The 24,706-nt window shown below is 37.0% G+C and carries 29 protein-coding genes and 1 riboswitch; of the genes, 19 read left to right on the forward strand and 10 right to left on the reverse strand.

All coding sequences use genetic code 11. The annotated features are described in order from the left end of the window. Positions 1-382: 382 nt before the first annotated feature. From NSQ59_RS10785 to NSQ59_RS10815, 7 genes are all read left to right on the forward strand, one after another. Positions 383-1,348: an MBL fold metallo-hydrolase gene (locus tag NSQ59_RS10785; protein WP_126649835.1), complete on the forward strand. Its 966-nt coding sequence runs from the start codon at positions 383-385 to the stop codon at positions 1,346-1,348. 167 nt (positions 1,349-1,515) lie between these two features. Next, positions 1,516-2,313, forward strand: coding sequence for an SDR family NAD(P)-dependent oxidoreductase (locus tag NSQ59_RS10790; RefSeq protein WP_340831141.1), 798 nt, complete (start codon positions 1,516-1,518; stop codon positions 2,311-2,313). Positions 2,314-2,503: 190 nt separating this feature from the next. Beyond that, positions 2,504-2,737 (forward strand): FeoA family protein, encoded by a 234-nt coding sequence (locus NSQ59_RS10795; protein WP_055739353.1) that lies wholly within the window; start codon positions 2,504-2,506, stop codon positions 2,735-2,737. After that, the gene (gene feoB / locus NSQ59_RS10800; protein ID WP_340831144.1) at positions 2,734-4,743 is read left to right on the forward strand and encodes a ferrous iron transport protein B; all 2,010 of its coding nucleotides are present in this window, start codon (positions 2,734-2,736) and stop codon (positions 4,741-4,743) included. Before NSQ59_RS10795 ends, feoB begins: the two co-directional genes overlap by 4 nt. A gap of 12 nt (positions 4,744-4,755) precedes the next feature. Continuing rightward, a complete protein-coding gene (locus NSQ59_RS10805; protein ID WP_055739355.1) occupies positions 4,756-4,935 on the forward strand; it encodes a FeoB-associated Cys-rich membrane protein in 180 nt (59 codons plus the stop codon). 350 nt (positions 4,936-5,285) lie between these two features. Continuing rightward, positions 5,286-6,572 carry a Y-family DNA polymerase gene (locus tag NSQ59_RS10810; RefSeq protein WP_055739356.1) on the forward strand — a complete coding sequence of 429 codons (1,287 nt, stop codon included), beginning with the start codon at positions 5,286-5,288 and terminating at the stop codon, positions 6,570-6,572. After that, entirely contained in the window at positions 6,569-6,901 is a 333-nt protein-coding gene (locus NSQ59_RS10815; protein ID WP_340831146.1) for a YolD-like family protein, read from the forward strand. The genes NSQ59_RS10810 and NSQ59_RS10815 overlap by 4 nt, the downstream gene beginning before the upstream one ends. A gap of 36 nt (positions 6,902-6,937) precedes the next feature. Here NSQ59_RS10815 and NSQ59_RS10820 read toward each other — a convergent pair whose 3' ends face one another. The 6 genes from NSQ59_RS10820 to NSQ59_RS10845 all read right to left on the reverse strand — a co-directional run bounded on the left by NSQ59_RS10820 (position 6,938) and on the right by NSQ59_RS10845 (position 11,726). After that, positions 6,938-7,150: a CDGSH iron-sulfur domain-containing protein gene (locus NSQ59_RS10820; RefSeq protein WP_055739358.1), complete on the reverse strand. Its 213-nt coding sequence runs from the start codon at positions 7,148-7,150 to the stop codon at positions 6,938-6,940. Positions 7,151-7,229: 79 nt separating this feature from the next. After that, positions 7,230-8,150, reverse strand: coding sequence for an alpha/beta hydrolase (locus tag NSQ59_RS10825; protein WP_340831149.1), 921 nt, complete (start codon positions 8,148-8,150; stop codon positions 7,230-7,232). Between the two features lie 528 nt (positions 8,151-8,678). After that, entirely contained in the window at positions 8,679-8,810 is a 132-nt protein-coding gene (locus tag NSQ59_RS10830) for a hypothetical protein (RefSeq protein WP_268888405.1), read from the reverse strand. A gap of 70 nt (positions 8,811-8,880) precedes the next feature. Beyond that, positions 8,881-9,777: a hydroxymethylglutaryl-CoA lyase gene (locus tag NSQ59_RS10835; RefSeq protein WP_340831151.1), complete on the reverse strand. Its 897-nt coding sequence runs from the start codon at positions 9,775-9,777 to the stop codon at positions 8,881-8,883. 117 nt (positions 9,778-9,894) lie between these two features. After that, a complete protein-coding gene (locus NSQ59_RS10840) occupies positions 9,895-11,073 on the reverse strand; it encodes a toxic anion resistance protein (protein ID WP_126649734.1) in 1,179 nt (392 codons plus the stop codon). Then, entirely contained in the window at positions 11,070-11,726 is a 657-nt protein-coding gene (locus NSQ59_RS10845; protein WP_340831153.1) for a 5-bromo-4-chloroindolyl phosphate hydrolysis family protein, read from the reverse strand. The genes NSQ59_RS10840 and NSQ59_RS10845 overlap by 4 nt, the downstream gene beginning before the upstream one ends. Before the next feature lie 264 nt (positions 11,727-11,990). On the opposite strand from NSQ59_RS10845, the gene NSQ59_RS10850 reads away from it, so the two are divergent. The 4 genes from NSQ59_RS10850 (at position 11,991) to NSQ59_RS10865 (ending at position 15,018) form a co-directional block, all read left to right on the forward strand. Continuing rightward, positions 11,991-13,178, forward strand: a complete 1,188-nt coding sequence (locus NSQ59_RS10850) for an acetyl-CoA C-acetyltransferase (protein WP_340831155.1) — start codon at positions 11,991-11,993, stop codon at positions 13,176-13,178. Positions 13,179-13,290: 112 nt separating this feature from the next. Beyond that, complete coding sequence (locus NSQ59_RS10855; RefSeq protein WP_340831157.1) at positions 13,291-13,980, forward strand: CoA transferase subunit A; 690 nt, start codon at positions 13,291-13,293, stop codon at positions 13,978-13,980. A gap of 29 nt (positions 13,981-14,009) precedes the next feature. Beyond that, entirely contained in the window at positions 14,010-14,678 is a 669-nt protein-coding gene (locus NSQ59_RS10860; RefSeq protein WP_340831159.1) for a CoA transferase subunit B, read from the forward strand. Between the two features lie 82 nt (positions 14,679-14,760). After that, entirely contained in the window at positions 14,761-15,018 is a 258-nt protein-coding gene (locus tag NSQ59_RS10865; protein WP_055739366.1) for a YqkE family protein, read from the forward strand. A gap of 51 nt (positions 15,019-15,069) precedes the next feature. Here NSQ59_RS10865 and NSQ59_RS10870 read toward each other — a convergent pair whose 3' ends face one another. The 4 genes from NSQ59_RS10870 to mciZ form a co-directional block, all read right to left on the reverse strand. After that, positions 15,070-15,402, reverse strand: a complete 333-nt coding sequence (locus tag NSQ59_RS10870) for a helix-turn-helix domain-containing protein (RefSeq protein ID WP_055739367.1) — start codon at positions 15,400-15,402, stop codon at positions 15,070-15,072. A gap of 149 nt (positions 15,403-15,551) precedes the next feature. After that, positions 15,552-15,695: an anti-repressor SinI family protein gene (locus NSQ59_RS10875; RefSeq protein ID WP_083489271.1), complete on the reverse strand. Its 144-nt coding sequence runs from the start codon at positions 15,693-15,695 to the stop codon at positions 15,552-15,554. 26 nt (positions 15,696-15,721) lie between these two features. After that, a riboswitch (cyclic di-GMP riboswitch) is annotated at positions 15,722-15,805 on the reverse strand. Positions 15,806-16,308: 503 nt separating this feature from the next. After that, on the reverse strand, positions 16,309-17,220 hold the full coding sequence (locus tag NSQ59_RS10880) for an aldo/keto reductase (protein WP_126648202.1): 912 nt from the start codon (positions 17,218-17,220) through the stop codon (positions 16,309-16,311). Positions 17,221-17,288: 68 nt separating this feature from the next. Next, complete coding sequence (gene mciZ, locus NSQ59_RS10885; protein ID WP_083489272.1) at positions 17,289-17,417, reverse strand: Z-ring formation inhibitor MciZ; 129 nt, start codon at positions 17,415-17,417, stop codon at positions 17,289-17,291. Positions 17,418-17,650: 233 nt separating this feature from the next. On the opposite strand from mciZ, the gene NSQ59_RS10890 reads away from it, so the two are divergent. From NSQ59_RS10890 to deoB, 8 genes are all read left to right on the forward strand, one after another. Then, positions 17,651-18,208, forward strand: a complete 558-nt coding sequence (locus tag NSQ59_RS10890) for an NUDIX hydrolase (protein WP_083489273.1) — start codon at positions 17,651-17,653, stop codon at positions 18,206-18,208. Then, positions 18,195-19,364, forward strand: coding sequence for an endonuclease Q family protein (locus NSQ59_RS10895; RefSeq protein WP_445669240.1), 1,170 nt, complete (start codon positions 18,195-18,197; stop codon positions 19,362-19,364). Before NSQ59_RS10890 ends, NSQ59_RS10895 begins: the two co-directional genes overlap by 14 nt. A gap of 14 nt (positions 19,365-19,378) precedes the next feature. After that, on the forward strand, positions 19,379-20,560 hold the full coding sequence (locus NSQ59_RS10900) for a class I SAM-dependent methyltransferase (protein ID WP_126648200.1): 1,182 nt from the start codon (positions 19,379-19,381) through the stop codon (positions 20,558-20,560). Positions 20,561-20,743: 183 nt separating this feature from the next. After that, complete coding sequence (spoIIM, locus tag NSQ59_RS10905) at positions 20,744-21,394, forward strand: stage II sporulation protein M (RefSeq protein WP_055739372.1); 651 nt, start codon at positions 20,744-20,746, stop codon at positions 21,392-21,394. A gap of 111 nt (positions 21,395-21,505) precedes the next feature. Further along, positions 21,506-21,979: a ferric iron uptake transcriptional regulator gene (gene fur / locus NSQ59_RS10910; protein WP_055739373.1), complete on the forward strand. Its 474-nt coding sequence runs from the start codon at positions 21,506-21,508 to the stop codon at positions 21,977-21,979. 197 nt (positions 21,980-22,176) lie between these two features. Then, positions 22,177-22,398 carry a YqzK family protein gene (locus NSQ59_RS10915; protein WP_126648199.1) on the forward strand — a complete coding sequence of 74 codons (222 nt, stop codon included), beginning with the start codon at positions 22,177-22,179 and terminating at the stop codon, positions 22,396-22,398. A gap of 6 nt (positions 22,399-22,404) precedes the next feature. Continuing rightward, a complete protein-coding gene (gene xerD, locus NSQ59_RS10920; RefSeq protein WP_055739375.1) occupies positions 22,405-23,298 on the forward strand; it encodes a site-specific tyrosine recombinase XerD in 894 nt (297 codons plus the stop codon). Positions 23,299-23,510: 212 nt separating this feature from the next. After that, positions 23,511-24,698 carry a phosphopentomutase gene (deoB, locus tag NSQ59_RS10925; protein WP_126648198.1) on the forward strand — a complete coding sequence of 396 codons (1,188 nt, stop codon included), beginning with the start codon at positions 23,511-23,513 and terminating at the stop codon, positions 24,696-24,698. Positions 24,699-24,706: the final 8 nt, after the last annotated feature.

Below are 24,706 nucleotides of genomic sequence, written 5' to 3' on the forward strand. Positions count from 1 at the left end.
TTTTTTCGCGGTACCACCTTAATTTGAATGCACTTGGCATTCATCTTTGGGTCGTTAACGCCGAGATACGTATTGGTTTTCCAATCAGCTCGCAAGGTAGGTTCGAGTGAAAAAGGGGATGATGAAGTCTTCCAGCCAATGAACTTCATTCTCTTTCATCATTTTTCATCTAATAGCCTTGGTCACAGCTAGTTTTAAAGATTAAATTATTATAGATTATGCTAAAGAAACTGCTTGTCTGTCAATACCTTTTTTAAAATTTTCTGGCTATTCTATATTGATATAATGACAATCCATGATGAAAAGACTACAATATAAATATTAATTCCTTAAATAATAGGTCACTGATTATATAAATATGATGAGGGTTGGAGGGAACCATATGGTATCGTGGGATAAGAATATTTCGAAAATAACTGTACCTACACCTTTTCCGGTGGGAGACGTGAATATGTATCTAATCAAAGGGGATGCTTTAACATTAATAGATGCAGGGGTGAAAACAAAGGAAGCATGGGACAGCTTTATCTTTCAGCTTTCTCAATTAGGCTATACACCTGAGGATATTGAGCAAGTTGTTTTAACCCATCATCATCCAGATCATGTCGGCTTCTTAGATTGGCTGCCGGAGGATATAAAAATATTCGGACATCCATATTGTGTTCCTTGGTTAAAGGAAGATGAGCAATTCTTTGCTGATCATGACCAGTTTTATTTTCAACTTTTTCAGGAATTTGGTATTGAAGGTGATTTTCCGGTTCTTTTGAAAAAATGGAAAGCGCCATTAAAATTTGGAGCATATCGCCCTGTTACAGACACTATTCAGGAGAATTATCGAATCCCTGGACTTACGGATTGGACTGTACTGGAGACACCAGGTCATGCACAAAGTCATTTGTCTTTTTATCAGGAAAAGGATGGCATCTTAATTGCGGGGGACCATGTGTTGGCAACGATTTCTTCGAATCCTTTATTGGAACCTCCATTGGTTGCTGGTGAAGAGCGTCCGAAGCCACAATTACAATATAATGCATCGTTAAAAAAATTATTAGAGTACAATATTACGGCGACTTATACTGGTCATGGAGCGGATGTAGCAAAAGTTCATCCGCTAATTGAACGCCGAATACAAAGACAGTATGATCGTGCAATGCAAGTAAAAGAAATGTTAAAGGAAAGTCCTTTGTCTACATATGAAATTTGTAAGAAGCTATTTCCTGCTGTCTACCAAAAAGAACTTGGATTGACATTATCTGAAACAACTGCTCAGCTTGACTTTCTATTATCTATTGATGAAATTCAAAAAAGGATAGATGAAAAAGGAGTTGCCTATTTTTCAATACGTTAACGGGTCATGTCGCCTTGTGCTTCATGTTCAGGATAGTCTTCGTTACGAATAAAACCCGTTTGCTAGTACTGATAATGCTGTATAATCTACTAATTAGGGAAAACAATTAAGGAAAATGCGAAAGGAAATCTCTTTTAGGAGTCCGTCTATAATAATTGGAGGTAAATATGTTTAATGAAAGATTAAAAGGGAAGACCGTTGTCATCACAGGGGCATCCGGCGGTCTTGGTGAGCAAATAGCGTTTGCAGCTGCAAAAAACGGTGCCAATGTCGTGTTGCTTGCCCGGAATCTCGAAAAACTGGAAACTATTAAGAAAACCATTGAAACAACGTCTTCTATAAAATGTATTATTGAAAAGCTTGATGTCTCATTTGTGGAAGATATCCCGAGCGTTTTCAAAAAAATATATGATGAAGTTGGTCCCATAGATGTACTAATTAACAATGCAGGGTACGGTATTTTTGATGAAGCACATGAAGCAACTCTTAAGGATATTCAAGGAATGTTTAACGTAAACGTAATCGGATTAATAGCTTGTACGAAAGAAGTCCTCACCTTTATGAGAAATAGACAATCCGGTCACATTATCAATATCGCCTCTCAAGCTGGAAAACTGGCAACACCAAAATCCAGTGCATATGCTGCAACAAAACATGCCGTTATTGGATTTTCCAACAGTCTGCGCATGGAATTAGCGCCATACAATGTATTTGTTACAACCGTTAATCCTGGACCAATAGCAACCGGTTTTTTTGATATAGCAGACAAATCAGGATCATACATTAAAAATATTGAACGGTATATGCTGAACCCGGAAAAATTAGCGAATATTATTGTGCAAAGCATTTATACAAAAAGAAGAGAAATCAATTTGCCGCGTTGGATGAACGCAGGCAGTATTCTTTATTCATTATTTCCACGTCTTGTTGAAAAGGTAGGGGGAAAAGCATTTTATAAAAAGTAAGGGTGAAGTTGTCTGAACCGATTGTTTTCGGTTCTTTTTTCATTTAAGGAAGGGGAATTGTGAACGATTGATAAAAATTCTCATTTCCAATGCATTTTTTTATTCCTTATTGCCTAGGTTCGTGATAAAATAAATTTAGTAAATGAGAAGATTTATCATTCTCAATTAATATTAGAACGGAGAAATGATCATGGCGACTTTATTAGAATTACTTGAAGGCAAAGCAGGAAGTATTTCTGATCTTTCTCAAGTTGATGAGACATTAAAGCACCGTTTACTCCATGTAGGCGTTTTTGAAGGTTGTCCAATAAAATTAAAATGTTTAATGCCTTTTGGTGGACCTTGTATGGTGGAATGCCAAGGCCAATTAATTGGGATTCGTCGAGACGATGCGAAAAAAATTAAGGTTGAGTGTGAATCATGATTACTGCACTAGTTGGAAATCCGAACACCGGAAAAACATCTTTATTTAATCATTTAACTGGTTCCTATGAGTACGTGGGAAACTGGAGCGGTGTTACGGTTGAGAAAAAAGTAGGAAGATTGAAGGAAATAAAAGGCGATCTTATTGATTTGCCAGGTGTTTATTCTCTCTATCCATTTTCAAAAGACGAATCTGTTGTTATTCAATTTTTCCTAAACGAACAATTTGAAAATATTATTAATATTGTCGATGCATCACAGCTTGAAAGAAATTTACAACTTACTATTCAGCTCCTTGAATTTGGGAGTCCCGTTATTATCGGTTTGAATATGATCGATGTCGCTGAAAGAAGGGGCATTCACATTGATGCGGCAACGCTTTCTAGAAAGCTGGGTATCCCCGTTGTCCCGATTACTGCAAGAAGCGGGAAAGGTTGTCATGAGCTCACACTGCAGCTTACAGCCATTAATGATGTAAAAAGTAACATTCCAAATATACAATATGGTGATGCAATCGAAACTGGAGTTACGAAAATCACCAATATATTAAAAGATAAAGAGTTGCATCTTCCCGCTCGTTGGCTTGCCCTCCAGGTTCTGGAAGGGAATCCCGATGCTCGCACATACATAGAGCGGTGGGTGTCTAAAGAGATTTTAACCCAGATTATCGATTCGGTGGAAGGTGAAGTTAAGGAAACGACTTCCTTCTCATCCGCTTCAAGACTGATCTTTGAAAAACGTCGAACCTGGATTGAACAAGTTATTCAAGATAGTATCAATACACAGGTCGAACAGAAAAAGAATTGGACGGATCGTATCGATAAAATTGTTACGAATCGCTGGTTAGGAATCCCAATCTTTTTAGCCTTTATGTTTCTTATGTTTACGGTTACTTTTGATTGGATTGGGACGCCATTATCCGATTTGCTGGATTCCTTTATTTCAGGTTCGTTAAGCAATTGGATTGATGCAGGATTAAAGGCCGTTGGTGCCAGTTCATTTATTCAAGCTCTTGTTCTCGATGGAATCGTAGCAGGAGTTGGCGGTGTTCTTGTTTTCGTTCCGCAAATCTTTGTGTTGTTTCTGTTTATTTCACTCCTCGAGGATTCGGGTTATATGGCTAGAGCGGCGCTTGTCATGGACCGTGTGTTAGAAAAGGTAGGATTGAATGGAAAAGCATTTATTCCTATGGTAATCGGTTTTGGATGTAATGTTCCCGGTGTTATGGCTGCGAGAACGATTGAACAGCCGAAAGAGCGATTATTAACGGTTCTATTAACTCCATTAATGTCTTGTTCAGCAAGATTATCGATCTATGCTTTGTTTGTTGGTGCCTTTTTCCAAAAACATCAAGCTATTATCGTCTTTTCATTATATGTTTTAGGTATTGTCGTGGCGCTTGTACTAGCGAAGCTTTTTTCAAAAGTGCTAATGAAAAATGAACCTTCCATGTTTGTCATTGAGCTGCCTCCTTACCGTGTTCCACATGCTTTAACATTATGGAGAAGCACATGGGATAAAGGAAAAGGCTTTGTTCGAAAGGCAGGTACCTTTATCTTTGGCGGGTCTGTTGTGATTTGGCTTTTATCGTATTTTGGACCGGGAGGCATGGGAGTAGATTTGGACCATAGCTTTTTAGCAATCGTTGGCGGTTGGTTTGCTCCACTATTAGCTCCCCTTGGATTCGGAATTTGGCAGGCAGGTGCTGCTTTAATTACAGGATTTTTAGCAAAAGAAGTGGTTGTTTCGACGATGGGGATTATTTACCATACGCCAGACTCAACAGCTCTTCAAGGGTTATTGTCGCATTATTTCACACCTTTATCAGCTTACAGCTTCTTAGTTTTTGTTTTGCTTTATATTCCATGTGTAGCGACGGTGGCAGCGATTCGAAATGAATCCTCTTCATGGAAATGGACGCTGTTTAGCATTGGTTATGCGCTTGTTATTGCATATGCACTATCGTTGATTATTTACCATGGCGGAAAGCTCATTCTCGGAATATAAGGAGTGATACGAATGTTGGCAAGTATTATTATTGGGGTACTTATTTTCGGATATGCTGCCTTTACATTGTATAAATTTATGAAGAAGAGTAAGCAAGGTGCCTGTGCCCATTGCTCTTTAAAAAATAACTGTCAATCAGCCTGTAACACGGTGTTAAAAGATAAAAAAGTAAACCCCTTTTCAATTAAATAGTTTTGCTTAGTGGAGAATTCAGCCTAAATCGCATTGCGATTTAGGCTTTTTAGCATAATGTGAAAATGAGCGGACATACGTTCCGTTATTTAGCTGAAAGGTGGCTAATTTAGTGCGCTTTTTAGCAAATAACGGAATCAGTGTCCGCAAACGACTCCCAAATAGCGTTATTATTGAAAATAGCGGAATCAGGGTCCGCAAAAAAAGTGAACCCTCATTAGTATTCATGTTTTTCAACCCATCCAATAACTTGTTTCCAAAAAATATAAATTGAAATCGAACGTATATTCGAATACAATATAGAATATAATAAGAACATAAGTTCGTTAATGCGAAATAAATAAAACCTAATGAAGGTGAAGAAAGTGACCGTTGATTACAGCAAACTCCCGCATCATAAGATTTTATGCATCGATATGAAGAGTTTCTATGCAAGTTGCAGTGCTGTTATACGTGGGCTAGATCCGATGGAATGCTATCTAGCTGTGGTTGGAAACAAAGAGCAGCCAGGAAGTATTGTGCTCGCCGCTTCTCCGAAATTAAAAAAGGACTTTGGCATTAAATCAGCATCTTCCCGGTTGTTTAATATTCCTAATGACAGCAGGATTCAAATTGTTGAAGCGCAAATGTCGACTTACTTACAAATCTCCACAGAATTAATAAAAATTTTTAATAAGTATGCACCTATGGAAGATATTCATGTCTACAGTGTGGATGAATCGTTTATTAAAGTGGATGGCCTGAAAAATATATTTGGTGACACAAAAACAATCGCGCATATGATCAAAAATGAGATTTTTGAAAACTTTGGACTGCCTTGCACGATTGGCATTGGCCCCAATATGCTGATGGCAAAATTGGCATTAGATTTGGAATCGAAAAAAGCAAAGAATGGAATAGCGGAATGGACCTATGAGGATGTCCCAACCAAACTATGGTCCGTATCTCCATTACGGGAAATGTGGGGGATAGGAAGAAGGCTGGAAAAAAGGCTAAACGGAATGGGGATTTTCTCTGTAGGTACTTTGGCAAAATATGACCTGAAATTATTGGAAAAAGAATTTGGTATTATGGGAAACCAACTTTACCATCATGCTTGGGGTGTAGATTTATCCGAGTTGGGAGCTCCTATTATAGATGGGCAAATTAGCTTTGGAAAAGGCCAAATATTACTGCGTGATTATAAAGAAGAGCATGAAATCAAAGTAGTCATATTAGAAATGTGTGAGGAAGTAGCACGCAGAGCCCGTGCATCAAAAAAATCGGGAAGAACGATTAGTTTAGGAATTGGATACAGTGATTCTGATTTTGGAGGAGGCTTTCATCGCTCCTATACAATGGAAGAGGCGACCAATGTAACCATGACCATTTATCAAGTGTGTTTGAAGTTATTTGATAAGTTTTATACAGGCAAAAATGTTCGTCAAATAACCATCACTCTCTCCAATATTGTGAATGATAGAAGCATGCAGCTGAATTTATTTGAGCCTAATAAAGCAAAATTACATGATTTAGGATATGTGGTAGATAAAATTAGAGATAAGTTTGGTTCTGCATCGATATTGAGAGCTGTTTCTTTTACTGAAGCTGGGACATCTTTAAAACGCTCCGCACTTGTGGGAGGGCATAAAGCATGATCCGTGATAGAGGAAATAAAAAATGGGTCTCCTTAATGCTGCCAGAGCATGTAAAAATGTTAAGGGATATGTCGGTAGATTTAAAACGGCAAAACAAACCAGTGCTGGATGAATATCAAATTCAGGAGTTTGAAGAGAGGATAAAGTACGCACAGGAATTTAAGCTGCCTTTAGAATTTTCTATTTTTGAAAATGGATTTATAAAGAATATGGTTGGCAGCGTAATGAAAATGGACCCTTTAGAAAAAAAAATGAAAGTCAAAACGATGAATGATAACATAGAATTCGTACATTTCCACGAAATAATAAATGTACAAATAAAAGATTAAACCGCCCATTTGGACGGTTATTTTTTCGCGATGAACCTATTCTACTTCCTTTTTCTCTGCGCGAACACATGATTCAAAATTCCCTTTATGTGAACCGTCACAGAACGGTTTATTTTTGGATAATCCGCAGCGGCATAATGAAAACGATGGCTTTGTTTCGAAAACATTTCCTTCTGCATCAATAAGTTCGACGTCACCGGATACACGGTAAGACCCATTATCATTCACCTTAATTTGCACTTTTGCCATATGTAACCACCCTTTCTAAAATTATCATGTCTTCTTAGATGGTATAAAGAAAATGAAAAAAATGCAACCTTTTCTAAAGTTAGATCACTTCTTCACTCAAATACAAACTAAAAAATTCATCAATTGCTTGCTCGTATTCTTCCTTATTCTCATTGAAAGATTGTGCATGCCCTCCGATAGTAGCCATGAATAACATTTTTTGATCTTTCTTCCTGTTGTATAACGTCTTTGTCATTTCCGGCAAGATGTAATCATCTTTTTGGCTATGTATAAATAGAACGGGTTTTTTTATGTTGTCTATAACCTGGATAGGGGAAATAGTTTTCAGGCTATAACCGCCTCGAATACGCACAAAGAAGTCAGCAAGAGGCAGAAACCATTTTCCAGGGAGTTTCATCTCTTTTGAAAACAGGTAGGCCAGCTGTTCACGAAAGTCGGAAAAAGGGCAGTCAACGATATAAAAATCAGCTCGGTCTTCTAAGCTGCCGGCATATAAAAGGGCTGTAGCAGCACCCATCGACTCCCCGTGAATCCCAAAAAAGACATCTTCTCCTTCGGTTGAGATTAAATAATCGACAACCGCTTTTAAATCGTATTTTTCATAGTATCCATAGCTTGTTGTTTTACCTTCTGATTCCCCGTGCCGGCGATGATCGTAAATAATCGCATTAAAGCCTCTTTTTAGAAAAATGTTCATGTATTTGATGGAATTCGTTTTGTTTTCCGTTACACCATGTGAAAAAATCATGTATTTTTTTCTATCGGGATAGGGTCGTATCACAATTGCTTTAATTAAATAGCCGAAAGGAGAGTCGATCCAAACTTCTTGTTTTGGTAAATCTTCATAGTGGATAGGATCGATTCTTTCTGCCTTAACTTCACGATCATAAATAAGTTTTTCATCCTTTTTCATCATATAGATGATGCGTTGTGACATATAGAAACCCAAACCTGCCGCAAGTAAAGTAGCTCCTCCAAGAATAGAAAGAACTTTCTTCAATGATAGCCACCTCCAAAATACCATTTTCTTCATTTTACCATATGAAAAGGATGACATAAAAAATGAAGGCATCACAATAATGAAGGACAAGTTACACACAAGATAAAAAGCAAACTGTCTTTCAACGAAGGAATGAAGGAGAAGTAACGCCAAGGCAAAAAGCAAAACGTCCTTCATCAAGAGGATGAAGGACAAGTTACACCAAGACAAAAAGCAAAACGTCCTTCATCAAAAGGATGAAGGACAAGTTACACCAAGACAAAAAGCAAAATGTCCTTCATCAAGAGGATGAAGGACAAGTAACGCCAAGACAAAAAGGAAAACGTCCTTCATCAAGAGGATGAAGGACAAGTAACGCCAGGGCAAAAAGCAAAACGTCCTTCATCAAGTGGATGAAGGACAAGTTACACCAAGACAAAGAGGAAAATGTCCTTCATCAAGAGTATGAAGGACAAGTAACGCTAGGGCAAAAAGCAAAATGTCCTTCATCAAGTGGATGAAGGACAAGGCCTATCGAGGTAAGTGGAATTATTGCTCAGAATTTTGTCTCTTAGTCGGATGAATCGCTTTATTCAGTTCTTCAGCAGCTAACACATTTTTGGTTGTGTCAGCAGTTGGTTTGCCTTTTTGACTATAGCCTTTTTCACGCTGCTTTGTCATAGTTGCATGATACCTCCTTAAAATAGACGATATCATTAAATTGAGCATTATCAATAAAAACTATACCATTTTACTTTGCTTTCGCTAATTGATAATATCCGGTTTCAATTTTTCGAGAAATGGATGGGGCAATAATGTCAATGGCTTTGACGAGCTCATCTAAATGAATGCCGGTTTCAATCCCCATCCTCTCCAGCATATAAACAACATCCTCCGTCGCCACATTTCCGGTTGCTCCCGGAGCAAATGGGCAGCCTCCAAGACCGCCTGCCGATGTATCGAAACGATCAATGCCTGCCTCGAGTGCAGCATAAATATTGGCGAGTGCCATTTTTCTTGTATCATGAAAATGAGCGGTTAGCAAAATCTCGGGAAGTTGTTGCCTTAATTGAGAGAAGAGGGAATACGATTCAGTAGGGACAGCCATTCCGATAGTGTCCGCAACACTTAATTCATCGACCCCTGATTCCGCAAACTCTTTACAAAGTGCAATGGTATCTTCTTCTGCTATTTTCCCTTCAAATGGGCAATAAAACGAAGTGGAAATGCATGCCCGAACAAAAACATTAGTGGCCTTTAGTTCAGCAATAATTGGTTTAAGCTCCTCCATACTTTCTCTAGTCGTTTTATTTATATTTTTTTTATTAAAGCTATTGCTGACTCCGACAAATACAGCAATGGCTTTGCAGCCTGTTTCTAAAGCGCGTTCAACTCCTTTTCGGTTAGGAGCAAGTATAATATTTCGATAGGTATCCGAGGAATTAACCAAAACAATCTCTGCAGCATCTTGCATTTGCGGAACCCATTTAGGCGAAACAAATGAAGTTAATTCCATCTCTGTTACCCCGGAAGACTTTAACTGCTCAATAAATTTATTTTTGATATCCGTTGGAACAAAGCTTTTTTCATTTTGCAATCCATCACGAGGCCCGACCTCGATAATAACAGCCTTTGTTGGTAATACCATGATTTCTCCCCCTTTGTTATAAGTCTATTGTAAAAAGAGGAGAGATGGAATTGCAATAATAATATGATTTTTCATAAAAAAAGAGCAATGCCATAGAATTAGACATTGCTTTTAGCTTTATGATTTTAAATTTAACAGCTTTTGCTTCAATTCATTCTCCATCGTGATCAGCTCTTGTTCAGCCTGATAGCGTTTTGCACGGCCCTCTTGTTGAATGCGAAGCGTTTCTTCCAATGTCGAAACAAGATTTTCTTGTGTTTTCTTTAATGTTTCGATATCAACAAGTCCGCGTTCATTTTCTTTCGCGGATTCGATTGTATTTGATTTGAGCATTTCCGCATTCTTAAGGAGTAAATCATTGGTTGTTTTCGATACTTGTTTTTGTGCTTCAACAGCACTACGTTGCCGAATAAGTGTTAACGCAATCGCAATTTGATTCTTCCAAAGCGGAATGGCAGTCATTATCGAAGACTGAATTTTTTCCGCCAATGCTTGATTTGTATTTTGAATTAACCTGATTTGTGGTGCACTTTGAATCGTAATCTGCCTGCTTAGCTTTAAATCATGTAATCGTTTCTCTAAGCGATCTGCAAATTGTATCATATCATTAACATCCTGAAAGGCCATTTGGTCGCCGGTTTCTGCCGCTTTTTTCTTTAATTCTGGAATGGTTTTTGTGTATAATTCTTCAACTTTTAATTCACCTGCAGCAATATAAATGTTTAGGGCATGGAAATAATCTTTATTTTTTTCATATAGTTGTTCGAGCATATTGATATCGGATAAAAGTGTTTTTTTCGAAAGCTCCAATTTAACACTAATTCTATCGATTTGCGCACCAGTCTTTTGATACTTTGATAATACCTCTTGAACAGAACTGGAGATTTTTCCAAACATTCTCGAAAATAGCCCTTTCTTTTCAGGAGCTAATTCTTCGGGGTTAACCTGTTCCAATTTCTTCATTAAATCGCCTAATATTTCTCCAATTTCTCCAATATCCTTTTTTTGGACATGGTCAAGCATGGAATGGGAGAAATTTAGCAGCTTTGATTGAGCTTGGGTTCCGTACATAATAATTGCCTGATGATTTTTTGGATCAATTTGCTCAGCCAACTGTCTTGCTTTTTCACGGTTCTGTTCTGGTAAAACATCAATTAGCCTTTGCGGCTTTTCCGCCTGGGCTGTTGCAGGAGCATCATGAATTACAAGCTCCTTTTCTCCAAATGGATTGGTTAGTAAATCATCCAATCCTTCACTTATATCTTCTTGCCATAGGCTTTCCTTTGACTCACTCATTTTGTTGATCTCCTTTCGTCATCTAAAGAAGTGTCTATTGGTGGTTTTAAAGAATGCTTTGCTACATTCAGTTCAAACTCAAGATGATCAATGTCTTTCGATAACACTTCATATAAATCATTCTCTATCGTCCTTTTTAACTCCTTTAAAGTATTGCGGGTATCCTTTAAAGAAAAATATAATTCATTATTTTTTACCGGTTGTGCAGCTAAAAACGCGTATTTTTCAGATAATTCCACAATAGAATCTAAATGATAGAAAAAGAATTTTTCTGCTTGATAAAATCTTCTTGGTTCTCTTCTGATAATCGCGTAGATCCTTTTTACAAGACGGATAAGATCAAGCATTTGCTTAAATGCGCCAATGTTTCGCACGTTAAAGAATACCTTTTGCAAACGGTGAATTTTCTTCTTAGCTTCCTTAAGGTTTTGGACAATATAAGCAAATTCTTTTCGAGAAAGCTGATGTATTTTCAAAAATTTTCTTTTGGTGATCCATTTTATCACAATATATATGATTGCGCCTCCGAGTATTGCGGAACCGGATGAATATAAAAGGGTTTGCTCAAAACCAAAATAACTAATCAGCCATACGAGTGCCGCAACAGGTATTGCAACAAATATACGGGTAATGAAGGAAAAAAATGTTTTCATTATTAATCGACTCTCCAATCTAGAGCAGCTACAACTCAAATACGAATGATGAATAAAAAGGTTTCATTAACTTTTATTATAAAAAAAATCAGCTATGAAAGAAATACATCTCTAGTAGTATTGTACTATACATCTTAAGTACTCAAACGATAAGAATCAACTTCCTGCTTCAGCAGGAAAAATCAATTTTTTATCGAAAATAGACAAAGAAGAGAAAATGTTAGCGGTTTCAAGCTGACTTTTATATAAGAGGAGGACCAAAGGATGGAAAAACAAGAAGTTGTGATTGTGAGTGCAGTTAGAACGGCTATTGGAAGCTTCAATGGATCATTGAAAAATATACCAGCTCCAGAGCTTGGTGGAATCGTAATCAAACGTGCAATAGAACGAGCCGGGATACAAGGGGACCAAATTGATGAGGTTATTATGGGAAATGTTTTGCAGGCTGGGCTGGGACAAAATCCAGCGCGGCAAGCAGCTATAAAGGCTGGGGTTCCGGAAAGTGTTTCCTCAATGACGATTAATAAAGTTTGTGGATCGGGACTAAAGGCTGTTCATCTTGCCACACAAGCAATCTTAGCAGGAGATGCAGATATAATTGTTGCCGGTGGGATGGAAAACATGAGTCAGGCGCCATATCTATTAAAAGGTGCAAGGGACGGCTTTAAGATGGGAGATCAAAAGCTAGTTGATAGTATGATTCAAGACGGATTATGGTGTGCCTTTAATGATTATCATATGGGAATAACAGCAGAAAATCTTTGTGACCGCTATGAAATTTCCCGTGAGGAACAGGACCAATTCTCTGCGGAGAGTCAAAGCAAAGCTGCAAAAGCAATCGAAGAAGGCAAGTTCAAGGACGAGATTGTAGCTGTTGAAATTCCGCAAAGAAAAGGGGATGCCATCATTTTCGAAACAGATGAATATCCTAAAAAAGGCACAACGGTGGAGAAATTAAGTTCATTAAGACCTGCTTTTAGGAAAGATGGTTCGGTTACAGCAGGAAACGCGTCCGGAATAAATGACGGAGCGGCAGCATTAGTCATAATGTCTAGGAAAAAAGCAAATGAATTGGGGATTAAACCACTTGTAACGATAAAAGCAAATGCCAATGCCGGGGTGGATCCAAGTGTAATGGGGATTGGTCCTGTAACAGCGGTCAAGAAAGCGCTGGAAAAGGCAAATATGTCGTTAGAGGATATGGACCTTATAGAAGCAAATGAAGCATTTGCTGCACAATCCCTAGCAGTTGATAGGGAATTGAAGTTTAATAAAGAAATCTTGAATGTAAACGGCGGGGCGATTGCTCTTGGCCATCCGATTGGAGCAAGTGGGGCAAGAATCCTTGTCACCCTTATTCACGAAATGCAAAGAAGACAAGTGAAAAACGGATTAGCTACCCTTTGTATTGGCGGGGGGCAAGGGGTAGCCACGATTGTTGAATTAGCTTAAAAGCGGTTAATTACTGATTGGTACCTCGATTGCGTACACGTGAACGTTTACGCATAAGGCGGTTTGATCATCAATAATATATTTTTACGAAACCAGAGGGGAGAGAGAATAATTGAAGCAAGTATATACATCCTTCCAGGAAGCGGTAGCAGATATTCAAGACGGTGCGACAATAATGGTTGGCGGTTTCGGTCTTTGCGGAATTCCTGAAAATTTAATTCTTGCACTTGTCGAAAAAGGGGTAAAGGATTTAACGGTTATTTCTAATAACTGCGGGATAGATGATTGGGGATTAGGACCGCTTTTGCAAAATAAACAGATTAAGAAAATGATAGGGTCATATGTTGGGGAAAATAAAGAATTCGAACGCCAGGTGTTAGCTGGCGAATTAGAAGTGGAATTAACCCCGCAAGGCACCTTGGCAGAAAAAATACGAGCAGGAGGAGCGGGAATTCCTGCATTTTATACTCCCGCAGGTGTGGGAACACCAATTGCAGAAGGGAAAGAAACGAGGACGTTTAATGGGAAAGAATATGTTTTGGAGGAAGCATTAACGGCAGATTTTAGTTTAATTCGTGCTTGGAAAGGTGATAAAATGGGGAATTTAGTATACAACAAAACAGCTCGTAATTTTAACCCGATGATCGCGGCTGCAGGAAAGGTAACGATTGCAGAGGTAGAGGTGCTCTATGAAGTCGGGGAGCTGGATGCTAATTTTATTCATACTCCAAGCATTTATGTGCAAAGGATTATTCAAGGGGATCAAGAAAAACGTATTGAAAGAAGAACCATTAGAAAATAATTTGCACATTAAGGAAGGGAGAGAAGAATATGTCAGCTGATAAAGGTTCAATAAGGGAAAAGATTGCTAGAAGAGCGGAAAAGGAAATTAAAGATGGCCATTATGTAAATCTGGGAATTGGAATGCCAACATTAGTTGCCAATTACATTTCCGATAATAAACAAGTTGTTTTACAGTCGGAAAACGGCTTGCTTGGAATTGGCCCATATCCTAATGAGGAGGAGATTGATGCAGATTTAATCAATGCCGGAAAAGAAACGGTGACGGCAATTCCGGGTGCAGCTTATTTTGATAGTGCAGAATCGTTTGCGATGATTCGGGGCGGTCATATAAATATAGCAATTTTGGGCGGAATGGAAGTATCGGCCTCAGGTGATTTAGCTAATTGGATGATCCCGGGGAAAATGATCAAGGGCATGGGGGGAGCGATGGATTTAGTTCATGGTGCCCAAAAAATCATTGTTATTATGGACCATGTGAATAAAAATGGTGAGCCTAAAATTCTCAAAGAATGCAGTCTTCCTTTAACAGGGAAAGGCGTTGTTAACCGAATTATTACGGATAGAGCTGTTATCGATGTATCCAATAAAGGACTTATTTTAAGGGAAGTGGCAAAAGGATACACAGTGGAGGAAGTACTTGCTTCGACGGAGCCAACTGTAATGGTAGCTGAAGATGTAAGACTAGAAGCTTATTAGTCACTGTAGTAAAATGATGGGAGTGTAGGTTACATGATACCTATTCTTTTTCTTCATTTTTAAACTTAAGGGAGAAATCAAAATGGCAAAAACAAAAAAACAGCAAAAGTATCAACCTAAAAAGGAAAAGCAGGATGAAAAGCTTACATTGAAGGATTCTTTAAATCAAGATATATTATTAAAATTAAAACAAGCACAGCATGATTTAGTGCAGAAGGAAGAAAATGAAAAGCTTCAAGAGGAAGAAAGAAAGAGAGAAGAAAGAAGAAGAAAGGAAAAGAATAAATCCTTTGAAGAATTATTAAATGAAAATCCAATGGACTGGAAGAAATTTAAATAGGGTTTGGAAAAAGGAAAAATAAAAAGCGTTCAAATCATCATAACGAACGCTTTATTTATTATTCCTTTTCCATTTATTAAATTCGAGAAATTCTCGAAACTCATTTTTAGAGACACCAGAATTCATCGCTTCACGTACTAACAGTTCCCATTCAGAGTCAAGTTCTGCGTGGTCAAATCCTTCTTCCCCCTCATCATGGAGTAATGCATTTACAGATACTCCTAAAACAGCTGATACTTTTTCCAGAAACTGAACAGAAGGATTTGATTGAATATTACGTTCAATGGAACTTAGATAAGATTTTGCGACACCTGCTCTTTCGGCAAGCTCTGATAATGATAGTTGCCTTTGTAATCGGAAATTTTTTATGCGTTGTCCAATCATAAGTATGTCACCTTCCTTCGATTCATTATAACATATAACGAAATTCGGGTTCCATATTTAGAACGGATTTGCAAAAAAATTATAATAATTGCAATAAATATTTTAAGATGTGAATAATAGTATGTATAGTAGAATGTTAGGAAAATTTTTTACATTACATCTAATCCAGAGGTTTTTTTATGAAAGAAGTCTTTTATTTCTTGAACAGAAATTCCCATATCGAGTGCTGCTAAAATTAAATCAATCCATTCCTGATCCAGTGTTTGTGTACTTGCCATTAATTTTTTCTCCATTTTTACCTCCTAAAATACCATGTATTTCAGGTAGCCCAGCCGTCATCGTATTAAACCTTAGACCTGTGACTTTGCGTCCTTATTTTTCAATAAGTTTGCCTTTTTCTGATAATAATTCATTCTTATTATCTACTACTTTTTGTCTACATTTTTGAGTATAACGAAAATGATTTAGCCATACTCGAAAATTATGTCGATGTCGAATAATTGAAATAATGCCACAAAATGAATAAAACGAGAAATGAATTATCATACTATTTAAATGATTTTGTCGTTATATGGTAAAAAAAGTTTTTATGACATCGCAACTTTTTATTTCTTCTAAAATATAATTTGAAAAAACGAATACTTATTTGTAAAAAAAGAAAAGAATTTGTTGAAAACTTTTTGAATAGTTACCCCCAAAAATCATAAAAGTGGAAATGCCTTGTTCATATTGAAATGGAAGTGCAAATTTTACCTGTAGGGGCATTGACTGAGGTAAAGGAAACACTGCAAAGTATTTTAGGAGCTGATGTTAACTTATCGTTGAGAGGAGACCCGGAGATTCACTTATCGATTGGCATTATGCTAGACAACCAAAAGAAAGGTCCGGCAATCCAGACCTTTTCTTTTATCGATGTTCCTTATAGATATTTTCCTTTGTTAACGTAAGAAGAATCTTTCGTTCATCCTCGTTTAAAGAATCAGACCTAGTGGCTTGTGCATTTATGCGAACTTGTTTGACTGAACTCGCTCCAGCAATTATAGAAGCTACAGTATCATTCGCTAAATTAAACTGAAGGGCTAATTCCGTCATGGATCTATTCTCAGAAACCAATTTATTTTGAATACTAGAAAGTAAGTCGTGAAGCTCCTGATGGGAATATTCCAAATAGCCTTTTTCAGATAGCTTGCTAGTCCATTTCTCGCTTAATAATCCTTTAGCAAGCGGTCCTCTTGTCACAACACTTACTGAGTGTTCTTTAATAAATGGAAAAATTTCCTCAGGTCGTCTATCCAGAAGACTATATTGCATCATAATGCTAATAATGGAGGATTTCTCAATATATTCACGAATCACGTTAGGACGAATAGAGGAAATTCCATAATACCGAATAATTCCTTCCGATTTTAATTCTTCAAAGGCTTCAATTGTATCCTCGATATTATCCTCGATCGTTCCCCCATGCAATTGATATAAATCAATATAATCTGTTTGTAATCTTTTAAGACTCTCCTTTACAGCTTCCTTTATATATTTTTTAGAAGGATCCCAGCTCCACCCGGAATGATTCTTGTTCCAGCGGTTTCCTACTTTTGTGGCAATAATGACTTGGTCACGGACATCCTTTAATGCCTTCCCGACAATCTCCTCATTTGCTCCAACATCATATAGGTCCGCCGTATCAAAATAATTAATACCTTCCTCTAATGCAGCGTATATAATTTCTTGTGCATGTTTTTCATCTGTTCCAAGAGACATGCATCCTAATCCAAGTGCAGAAACGTATAAATCTGAGTTTCCTAGTCTATTTTTTTTCATGACAGGTTTCCTTTCACTTTGTTTCCTACTATTGTAGCGAAAAACAGTTTACTTTAACAAAATATTTGCTAACGATTGATTAACTTTACCCAATCAAGCACATAGTAATACTGTTTTCTATATGATTTTAATTGCTCTCTTATTTCCCATGCCTTGCCGCTCATTGTAATTCCTTTCGAATGTACAAATATTTTCACGGGTATGTCACCTTCTTTTTAGCGGGCTTCCTATTAGCCTCCGCTTTTTAAAATTTGTTAAGCTATAATAGTGTTTAGTTATACGCATACACATGTGCGGGTTTTACTAGGGAACATTAACGGTAGGGAACATGTACACATAAGACGATAAGACGTCAACACTATTATTTAACAGAGCCGTTTGTTAAAATGTATGAATAGTAGTCTATGGAATAGAACAAGGAGAGTTTATGATGCATAAATTTGAAGAGAAAACAATCAGGTCAGAGAAAATTTTTGAGGGCAGGGTTGTCCGTCTGCAAATAGATGAAGTAGAACTGCCAAATGGTAAAACGGCAAAGAGGGAAATTATTAAACATCCAGGGGCAGTTGCCATATTAGCTATTACTCCAGATGATAAAATTATTTTGGTGGATCAATATCGAAAACCAATGGATAGGGCATTAGTTGAAATTCCTGCAGGTAAATTAGAACCAGGAGAAAAGCCAGATGTAACGGCTATAAGGGAGCTAGAAGAGGAAACTGGCTACTCATGTGAAAAACTAGAACTTATTTGTTCATTCTATACATCACCAGGCTTCGCTGATGAACTTATTCATTTATACTTAGCAAAAGGCTTGCAGAAAGTAGAAAATCCAAAAAGTGCTGATGAAGACGAATTTGTGGAATTATTAGAGGTTACACTGGAAGAAGCACTTCAATTAATTCAGGAAAAGAAAATCTATGATGCCAAAACACTGTACGCAATTCAATATCTACAATTAAAAGAGGCGTTGAATAAGAGTGAATAATTATTTTGTCGACCTCCATATTCATATCGGGAGGACGAAAAACGGAAAACCAGTAAAAATTACTGCATCGAAATCATTAACGCTTACCAATATCTTAAATACGGCAAAGTCCCCTAAAGGTTTAGATATGGTAGGCATCATTGACTGTCATTCTCCGGAAGTCATTGCTGAAATAGAAGACTTGATTTATCGTGGAGACCTAAGGGGAATGGCAGAGGGGGGATTCCGTTTTCAAGAAACGGTTACACTCATTCCCGGAGTAGAAATTGAAGTAAATGACGAGAATTGTAAAGGTCCAATTCATGTCCTTGGCTATTTTCCTACTTTAGAGGCTTTAAAGAATTTTTCGATGTGGTATCAAACAAAGGTCAAAAATGTCCAATTAAGCACACAAAGGATACATGAAAGTGCTGTACCGTTACAAAAGAAAATAAAATCATTAGGCGGAATTTTTATTCCTGCACATGTTTTCACCCCATTCAAAAGTTTGTATGGAAAGGGTGTAGAAAAATCAATATCCGAAATTCTGGATCCCGATTTAATTGACGGGATTGAATTAGGGTTGAGCTCTAACACAGAAATGGCGGACCGAATTAAAGAATTGCATCACTTTACATTTGTCAGTGATTCCGATGCGCATTCTTTAGGGAAAATTGCCCGTGAATATCAGATAATGAAGCTCGAATCTCCGACATTTGCTGCATTAGAAAAAGCCTTACATGGTAAAGACGGTAATGGAATTGTCGCAAATTACGGATTGAATCCATATCTTGGCAAGTACTATCGAACAACCTGTTCGAAATGCTTTGAGCCAAAAGTGGCTGACATTTGCCCTCACTGTGGATCCACTCATTTCACAAAGGGAGTGTCTGAACGAATAAAAGAACTGGCAACAGATCAAGTAAGCCCAAAGCGACCTCCTTATGTACATCAAGTCCCGCTTGATTTCCTACCAGGATTAGGTCCGAAAACATTGCACAAATTATTAGATTACTTTGATACGGAAATGAATATTTTACACAATGTACCGATTGAAGAATTGAAAAAAGTGGTGAAAGCGGATTTAGCTGATATGATAATGCAAGCAAGACAAGGAACGCTTCAGCTTATGGCTGGAGGAGGCGGTCAATATGGAAAAGTGGATAATACTAAATAATATGGTGGAGAAAAATGAACTACATTGAATTATTAACTGAGTTAACCAAGAGATTGGATGAAGAAGGGATTCCATATCAATTTGTGAAAACGACTTCCCTTAGGATACAAGGAGTAGAAATAGACCATTCAAATGAAGTGTTTTTAGAGATTCAATGGGATGTATTTGAAAAAGCCTATTCGCTTTTTCCACCTTCCACCCTATCTGAGATCAATAAGAACCAAGTAAATGCATCCTTTCAAGTACAATATGAAGGATATACGATATTTATCGAATGTTTTTTTAATACTACCATTCGTACAAATCCTTATCGTGTAGAATTGAAAAAGGATGGCATTTCATTTTGGTGTATCTCTCTCTACCAATATCTCTATTATCGAAATAGTGATGTAGAAATTGAGTTGATACATGCCTTTCTAAATAAACAGCAGCAGATAGTGACGAATCAAAATGAGGAAGCATGGAATCAGCATAATTATGAAGCACTATTAAACCGTCATGGAGACCCTGCAGTTGTAGCAGAAAAAATAAAACAAAATCCAAATTGGCGACTCTATCCTTTTAATAAATATTTTGACAATCTGTCAGGTAAAAAAGTCATTCATTTAATGGGATCTAACGGGATTAAAGGAGTAGCACTGTCTTTACTGGGAGCTCAGGTAACTATTGTTGATTTTTCAAAGGAAAATCAAGCATATGCCAAGGAGATAGCAAGTGCAGCCGAAGTACCATTGGAATATGTAGTTTCCGATATTTTATCGATCCCTATAGAAGAGCATAGAGGGCAATATGACTATGTTTTAATGGAGCTTGGTGTCCTCCACTATTTTATAGATTTATTTCCATTAGTAAAGATTGTATCAAGTCTCCTTCGGCCAAATGGTAAATTTATCTTACATGAATTTCACCCTGTTTCCACAAAACTAATTACCTCTTCAGGTAAAAAACATAAGGTAACAGGTAATTACTTTGACCCAGCAATCTCCAAACGGGAAGTGGCATTTAGCAAGCATATGCCACAAGAAAAAAGAGAAGATACGGAAGAGGTCTTACAAAGAAAATGGACATTAGGTGAATTGATTACGACAGTCGGCCAGAGTGAGATGCTTATTGAAGTCCTTGAAGAGGAACCAAATCATAAAATTCATGATATCGGATTGCCGAAAACTTTTACATTAGTCGCTAGAAAGATATAATTTATGAATGGTCGCCGTTTTAATGGCGGCCATACTATTTTCTCTCCTTCTTTTTAAGTATTTTTGCTCCTTATCACGCAGGAAAGGAATAACCTAGTAAATGAGTGCATAAAGTTTAATAGATATCTTGAATGGCGAAAGGCTAGCAGGGTTTCTATTAAATGTAAAGCAGGAGGATAGAAAATGCGGAAAAAAAAGTTGCAGTCTAATCCTATCATAACTCATGTCCAAGAATACTCCTCGATCTATTTATTTGTTATCGTCCTATTTTTAATGGGTATTGTTTTTGGAGCGATTATTGTCAATAGTCTTTCTCCCTCTCAAAAGGATGATTTATATTATTATTTAAATCAATTTTTTGGAGTAGTTTCTAATGATAAAGTTGCCGATTCTTCTGATTTATTTAGGCTAAGCTTCCTTCATAATATAAAATTTTTGGGATTTATGTGGCTGTTAGGGATCTCTATTATTGGGCTTCCGCTCATTCTTATTTTGTTGTTTTTAAAAGGCGTAGTAGTAGGCTTCTCAGTTGGTTTTTTAGTTAATCAGATGGGCTGGAGTGGTTTTTTGTTATCTTTTGCAACAGTATTGCCGCAAAACCTTTTTATCATCCCGATGTTTATTTTTATCGCTGTAGTCTCTGTTTGTTTTTCATTACAGCTAATACGAAAAATATTTGTTAAACAAACAATGGCTTTTCCTTTAATTCCGCTCTTTTCGAGTTATGTTGTTTTCATACTGATAGCAGCAGGGGCAATTGCCGCTGCTGCCGGAATTGAGGCATATATATCCCCAGCATTAATGAAATCAGTAGTCACGTATATTCAGAAATAATTATTATTAATTAATAAGAAGTACACTTTCCAGATGAGAATAATTTTATTTTGAAAAATGAAATCCTTCTGCTATAATTAGTGTGATAGTGGGCAAGGGAGGATACTTTAGATGGAAAGTCGTATCGAGAGGATAAAAAAGCAATTACACTCAGCAAGCTATAAGCTAACTCCACAGCGCGAAGCGACCGTACGTGTGTTGCTTGAAAATGAAGAAGACCATTTAAGTGCTGAAGATGTTTACCTCCTTGTAAAAGAAAAATCACCAGAAATTGGGTTAGCTACTGTTTATCGTACCTTAGAGTTGCTAACGGAATTAAAGGTTGTCGATAAAATTAATTTCGGTGACGGAGTTTCTCGCTATGATTTACGCCAGGAAGGCGCAGCCCATTTTCATCACCACTTAGTATGTATTGAATGTGGTGCAGTGGATGAAATACAAGAAGATTTGCTTGAAGATGTTGAGGCAATTGTTGAAAAACGCTGGAATTTTAAAATTAAGGATCATCGTCTAACATTTCACGGAATTTGCTGGCGATGCCATGATAAAGTAGAGAATAAAGAAGAAGAGACTGACTCAGAATAATAGGAGTCAGTCTTTTTTATATTGAAGGAAATGATAAAACTTAACCTTGTGAATAACTTTTAAAAAATTGTCCATGTCTGGCTCCAGCGCTTTCGCATTTGTTCTAATATTTCATAGATTCAGGTATAAAATCCCTCAGATCTGTCATAGCTTGTATTAAGCATAATGAAAATGTTTGAGGGAAGGACGAAGGAAGAATGTCTGGAATAAGGCTGTTTTTTAAAACATTGAAGGTGTTTATCTTATTTACCGGGTGCACATTACTCTTCTATTATGGTATTATGTGGGTAAATCAAGAATACGAGAATTATCATCATTATGATGAGCCAAAAGGGACAGCGATTAAAGTGAATTCTACTAATAAAAAGGATTCTAATTGGGTAGATCGACTGTTACTTTTTTATTTGGATGGGGAGTAATGCTTAATGGAAGACCGGTTACAGGATTTTATCCACTTTATGGTGGTGGAAAAAGGGTTATCTAAAAATACGATTCTGTCCTATGAACGGGATTTAAAAAATTATCTTTTATATATTCAAAAAGTAGAACAAATTACCTCTTTAAATGATATAACAAGGGTACATATTGTTCACTTTCTGCATCATTTAAAGAAGCAGGGGAAATCAGCTAAAACATTGGCTAGACATGTAGCTTCTGTCAGATCCTTTCATCAATTCTTATTACGGGAAAAAGCTACGGAGCATGATCCTTCTGTGCATATTGAATCGCCGCAAATTGAAAAGACCCTTCCAAAGGTTTTGAACTTATCAGAAGTTGAGGCTTTGTTGGAATCCCCTGATGAAGATTCTCCTTTAGGAATCCGAGATCGAGCAATGTTAGAGCTGCTATATGCCACTGGGATTCGTGTCAGTGAATTAATTCAACTTAACTTAGATGATCTCCATCTGACAATGGGCTTTATTCGCTGTATTGGAAAGGGAAATAAGGAAAGAATTATTCCGATTGGGAAAACAGCAAGTAATGTAATTGAGAAATACATTAGTATTGGACGTCCAAAACTCAAGTCAAAACAAAATTCAACGGAAGCTTTATTTTTGAATCATCACGGTAATCGTTTAACTAGGCAAGGATTTTGGAAAATTTTAAAAGGACTTGCAAAAAAAGCAAATATAGAAAAAGATTTAACACCGCATACTTTAAGACATTCTTTTGCCACACATCTATTAGAGAACGGTGCCGATTTACGTGCTGTACAGGAAATGCTGGGACATGCGGACATTTCCACCACTCAAATATATACTCATGTGACAAAAATAAGATTAAAGGATGTTTATTCAAAACATCATCCACGTGCATAATTTAGATAGATTAGTAGCAGCAAAAAAGTTTATTTAAAAACCGCTAAAATATTTTAGCGGTTTTTCCTTGTCTATTATGTTTTAAATTTAGTAAAATAAAAATAGAGGTCAGACCTCTTACAAGTTAATTGTTCGATTATTGGTAAAAGTAGAGGGAATGATATTTATTAAGAAAAATTAAAGCGCTTAAATTTTTGAATGGAGGTTTTATCATGTCTGATTATACATATAAAAGAATTCATTTAATTGTAATGGATTCAGTAGGAATTGGTGAAGCGCCGGATGCAGAAAAATTTAATGACAAGGGTGCAGATACGTTTGGTCATATTGCAGAAAAAATGAATGGCCTTCATATGCCGAATATGGGGAAATTAGGTCTTTCGAATATTAGAGAGATACAGGGAATTAAAAAGGAAGAAAAACCATTAGCTTATTATACTAAAATGCAAGAAGCTTCAAACGGAAAAGACACGATGACGGGGCATTGGGAAATTATGGGGTTGAATATTAAAACTCCATTTCAAGTATTTCCTGAAGGATTTCCTCCCGAATTAATACAGGAATTAGAGGAAAAAACAGGGAGGAAAGTGATTGGAAATAAACCTGCAAGCGGTACCGAAATATTAGTAGAGCTTGGAAAAGAACATATGGAAACTGGTGCTATCATTGTTTATACTTCTGCTGACTCTGTATTGCAAATTGCAGCACATGAAGACATTGTACCGCTTGATGAACTATATAAAATTTGTGAAATTGCGAGAGAATTAACATTAGACGAAAAATATATGGTTGGCCGTGTCATCGCGCGTCCTTTCATCGGAGAGCCAGGTAATTTTACGCGAACACCAAATCGCCATGATTATGCATTAAAGCCATTTGATCGTACGGTTATGAATGAATTAAAGGATAATCAATTTGATGTGATTGCAATCGGAAAAATATCTGATATTTATGATGGTGAAGGTGTCACAGAAGCTATTAGAACTACTTCTAATATGGATGGAATGGACAAATTCATTCAAACGTTTGATAAAGATTTTACCGGGCTAAGTTTCATCAATCTTGTTGATTTTGATGCGCTATACGGCCATCGCCGTGATCCAATTGGATACGGGAAAGCACTAGAGGAATATGATGCGAGACTGCCTCAAGTGTTTGAAAAAATGACAAATGATGATTTATTGATTATTACTGCTGACCATGGTAATGATCCAATACACCATGGAACGGACCATACTCGAGAATATGTGCCATTACTTATTTATTCCAAACGTTTTGATGGCGGTAAAGAATTGCCTTTAAGAAGAACTTTTGCAGATATCGGTGCGACTGTCGCGGATAATTTCCATGTGAAGATGCCACAGTATGGAACAAGCTTTTTAAAAGACTTACAAAACTAGGGGGAGTA

It is taken from the genome of Margalitia sp. FSL K6-0131 (genome assembly GCF_038008735.1).
GTDB lineage: Bacteria > Bacillota > Bacilli > Bacillales > Bacillaceae_C > Margalitia > Margalitia shackletonii.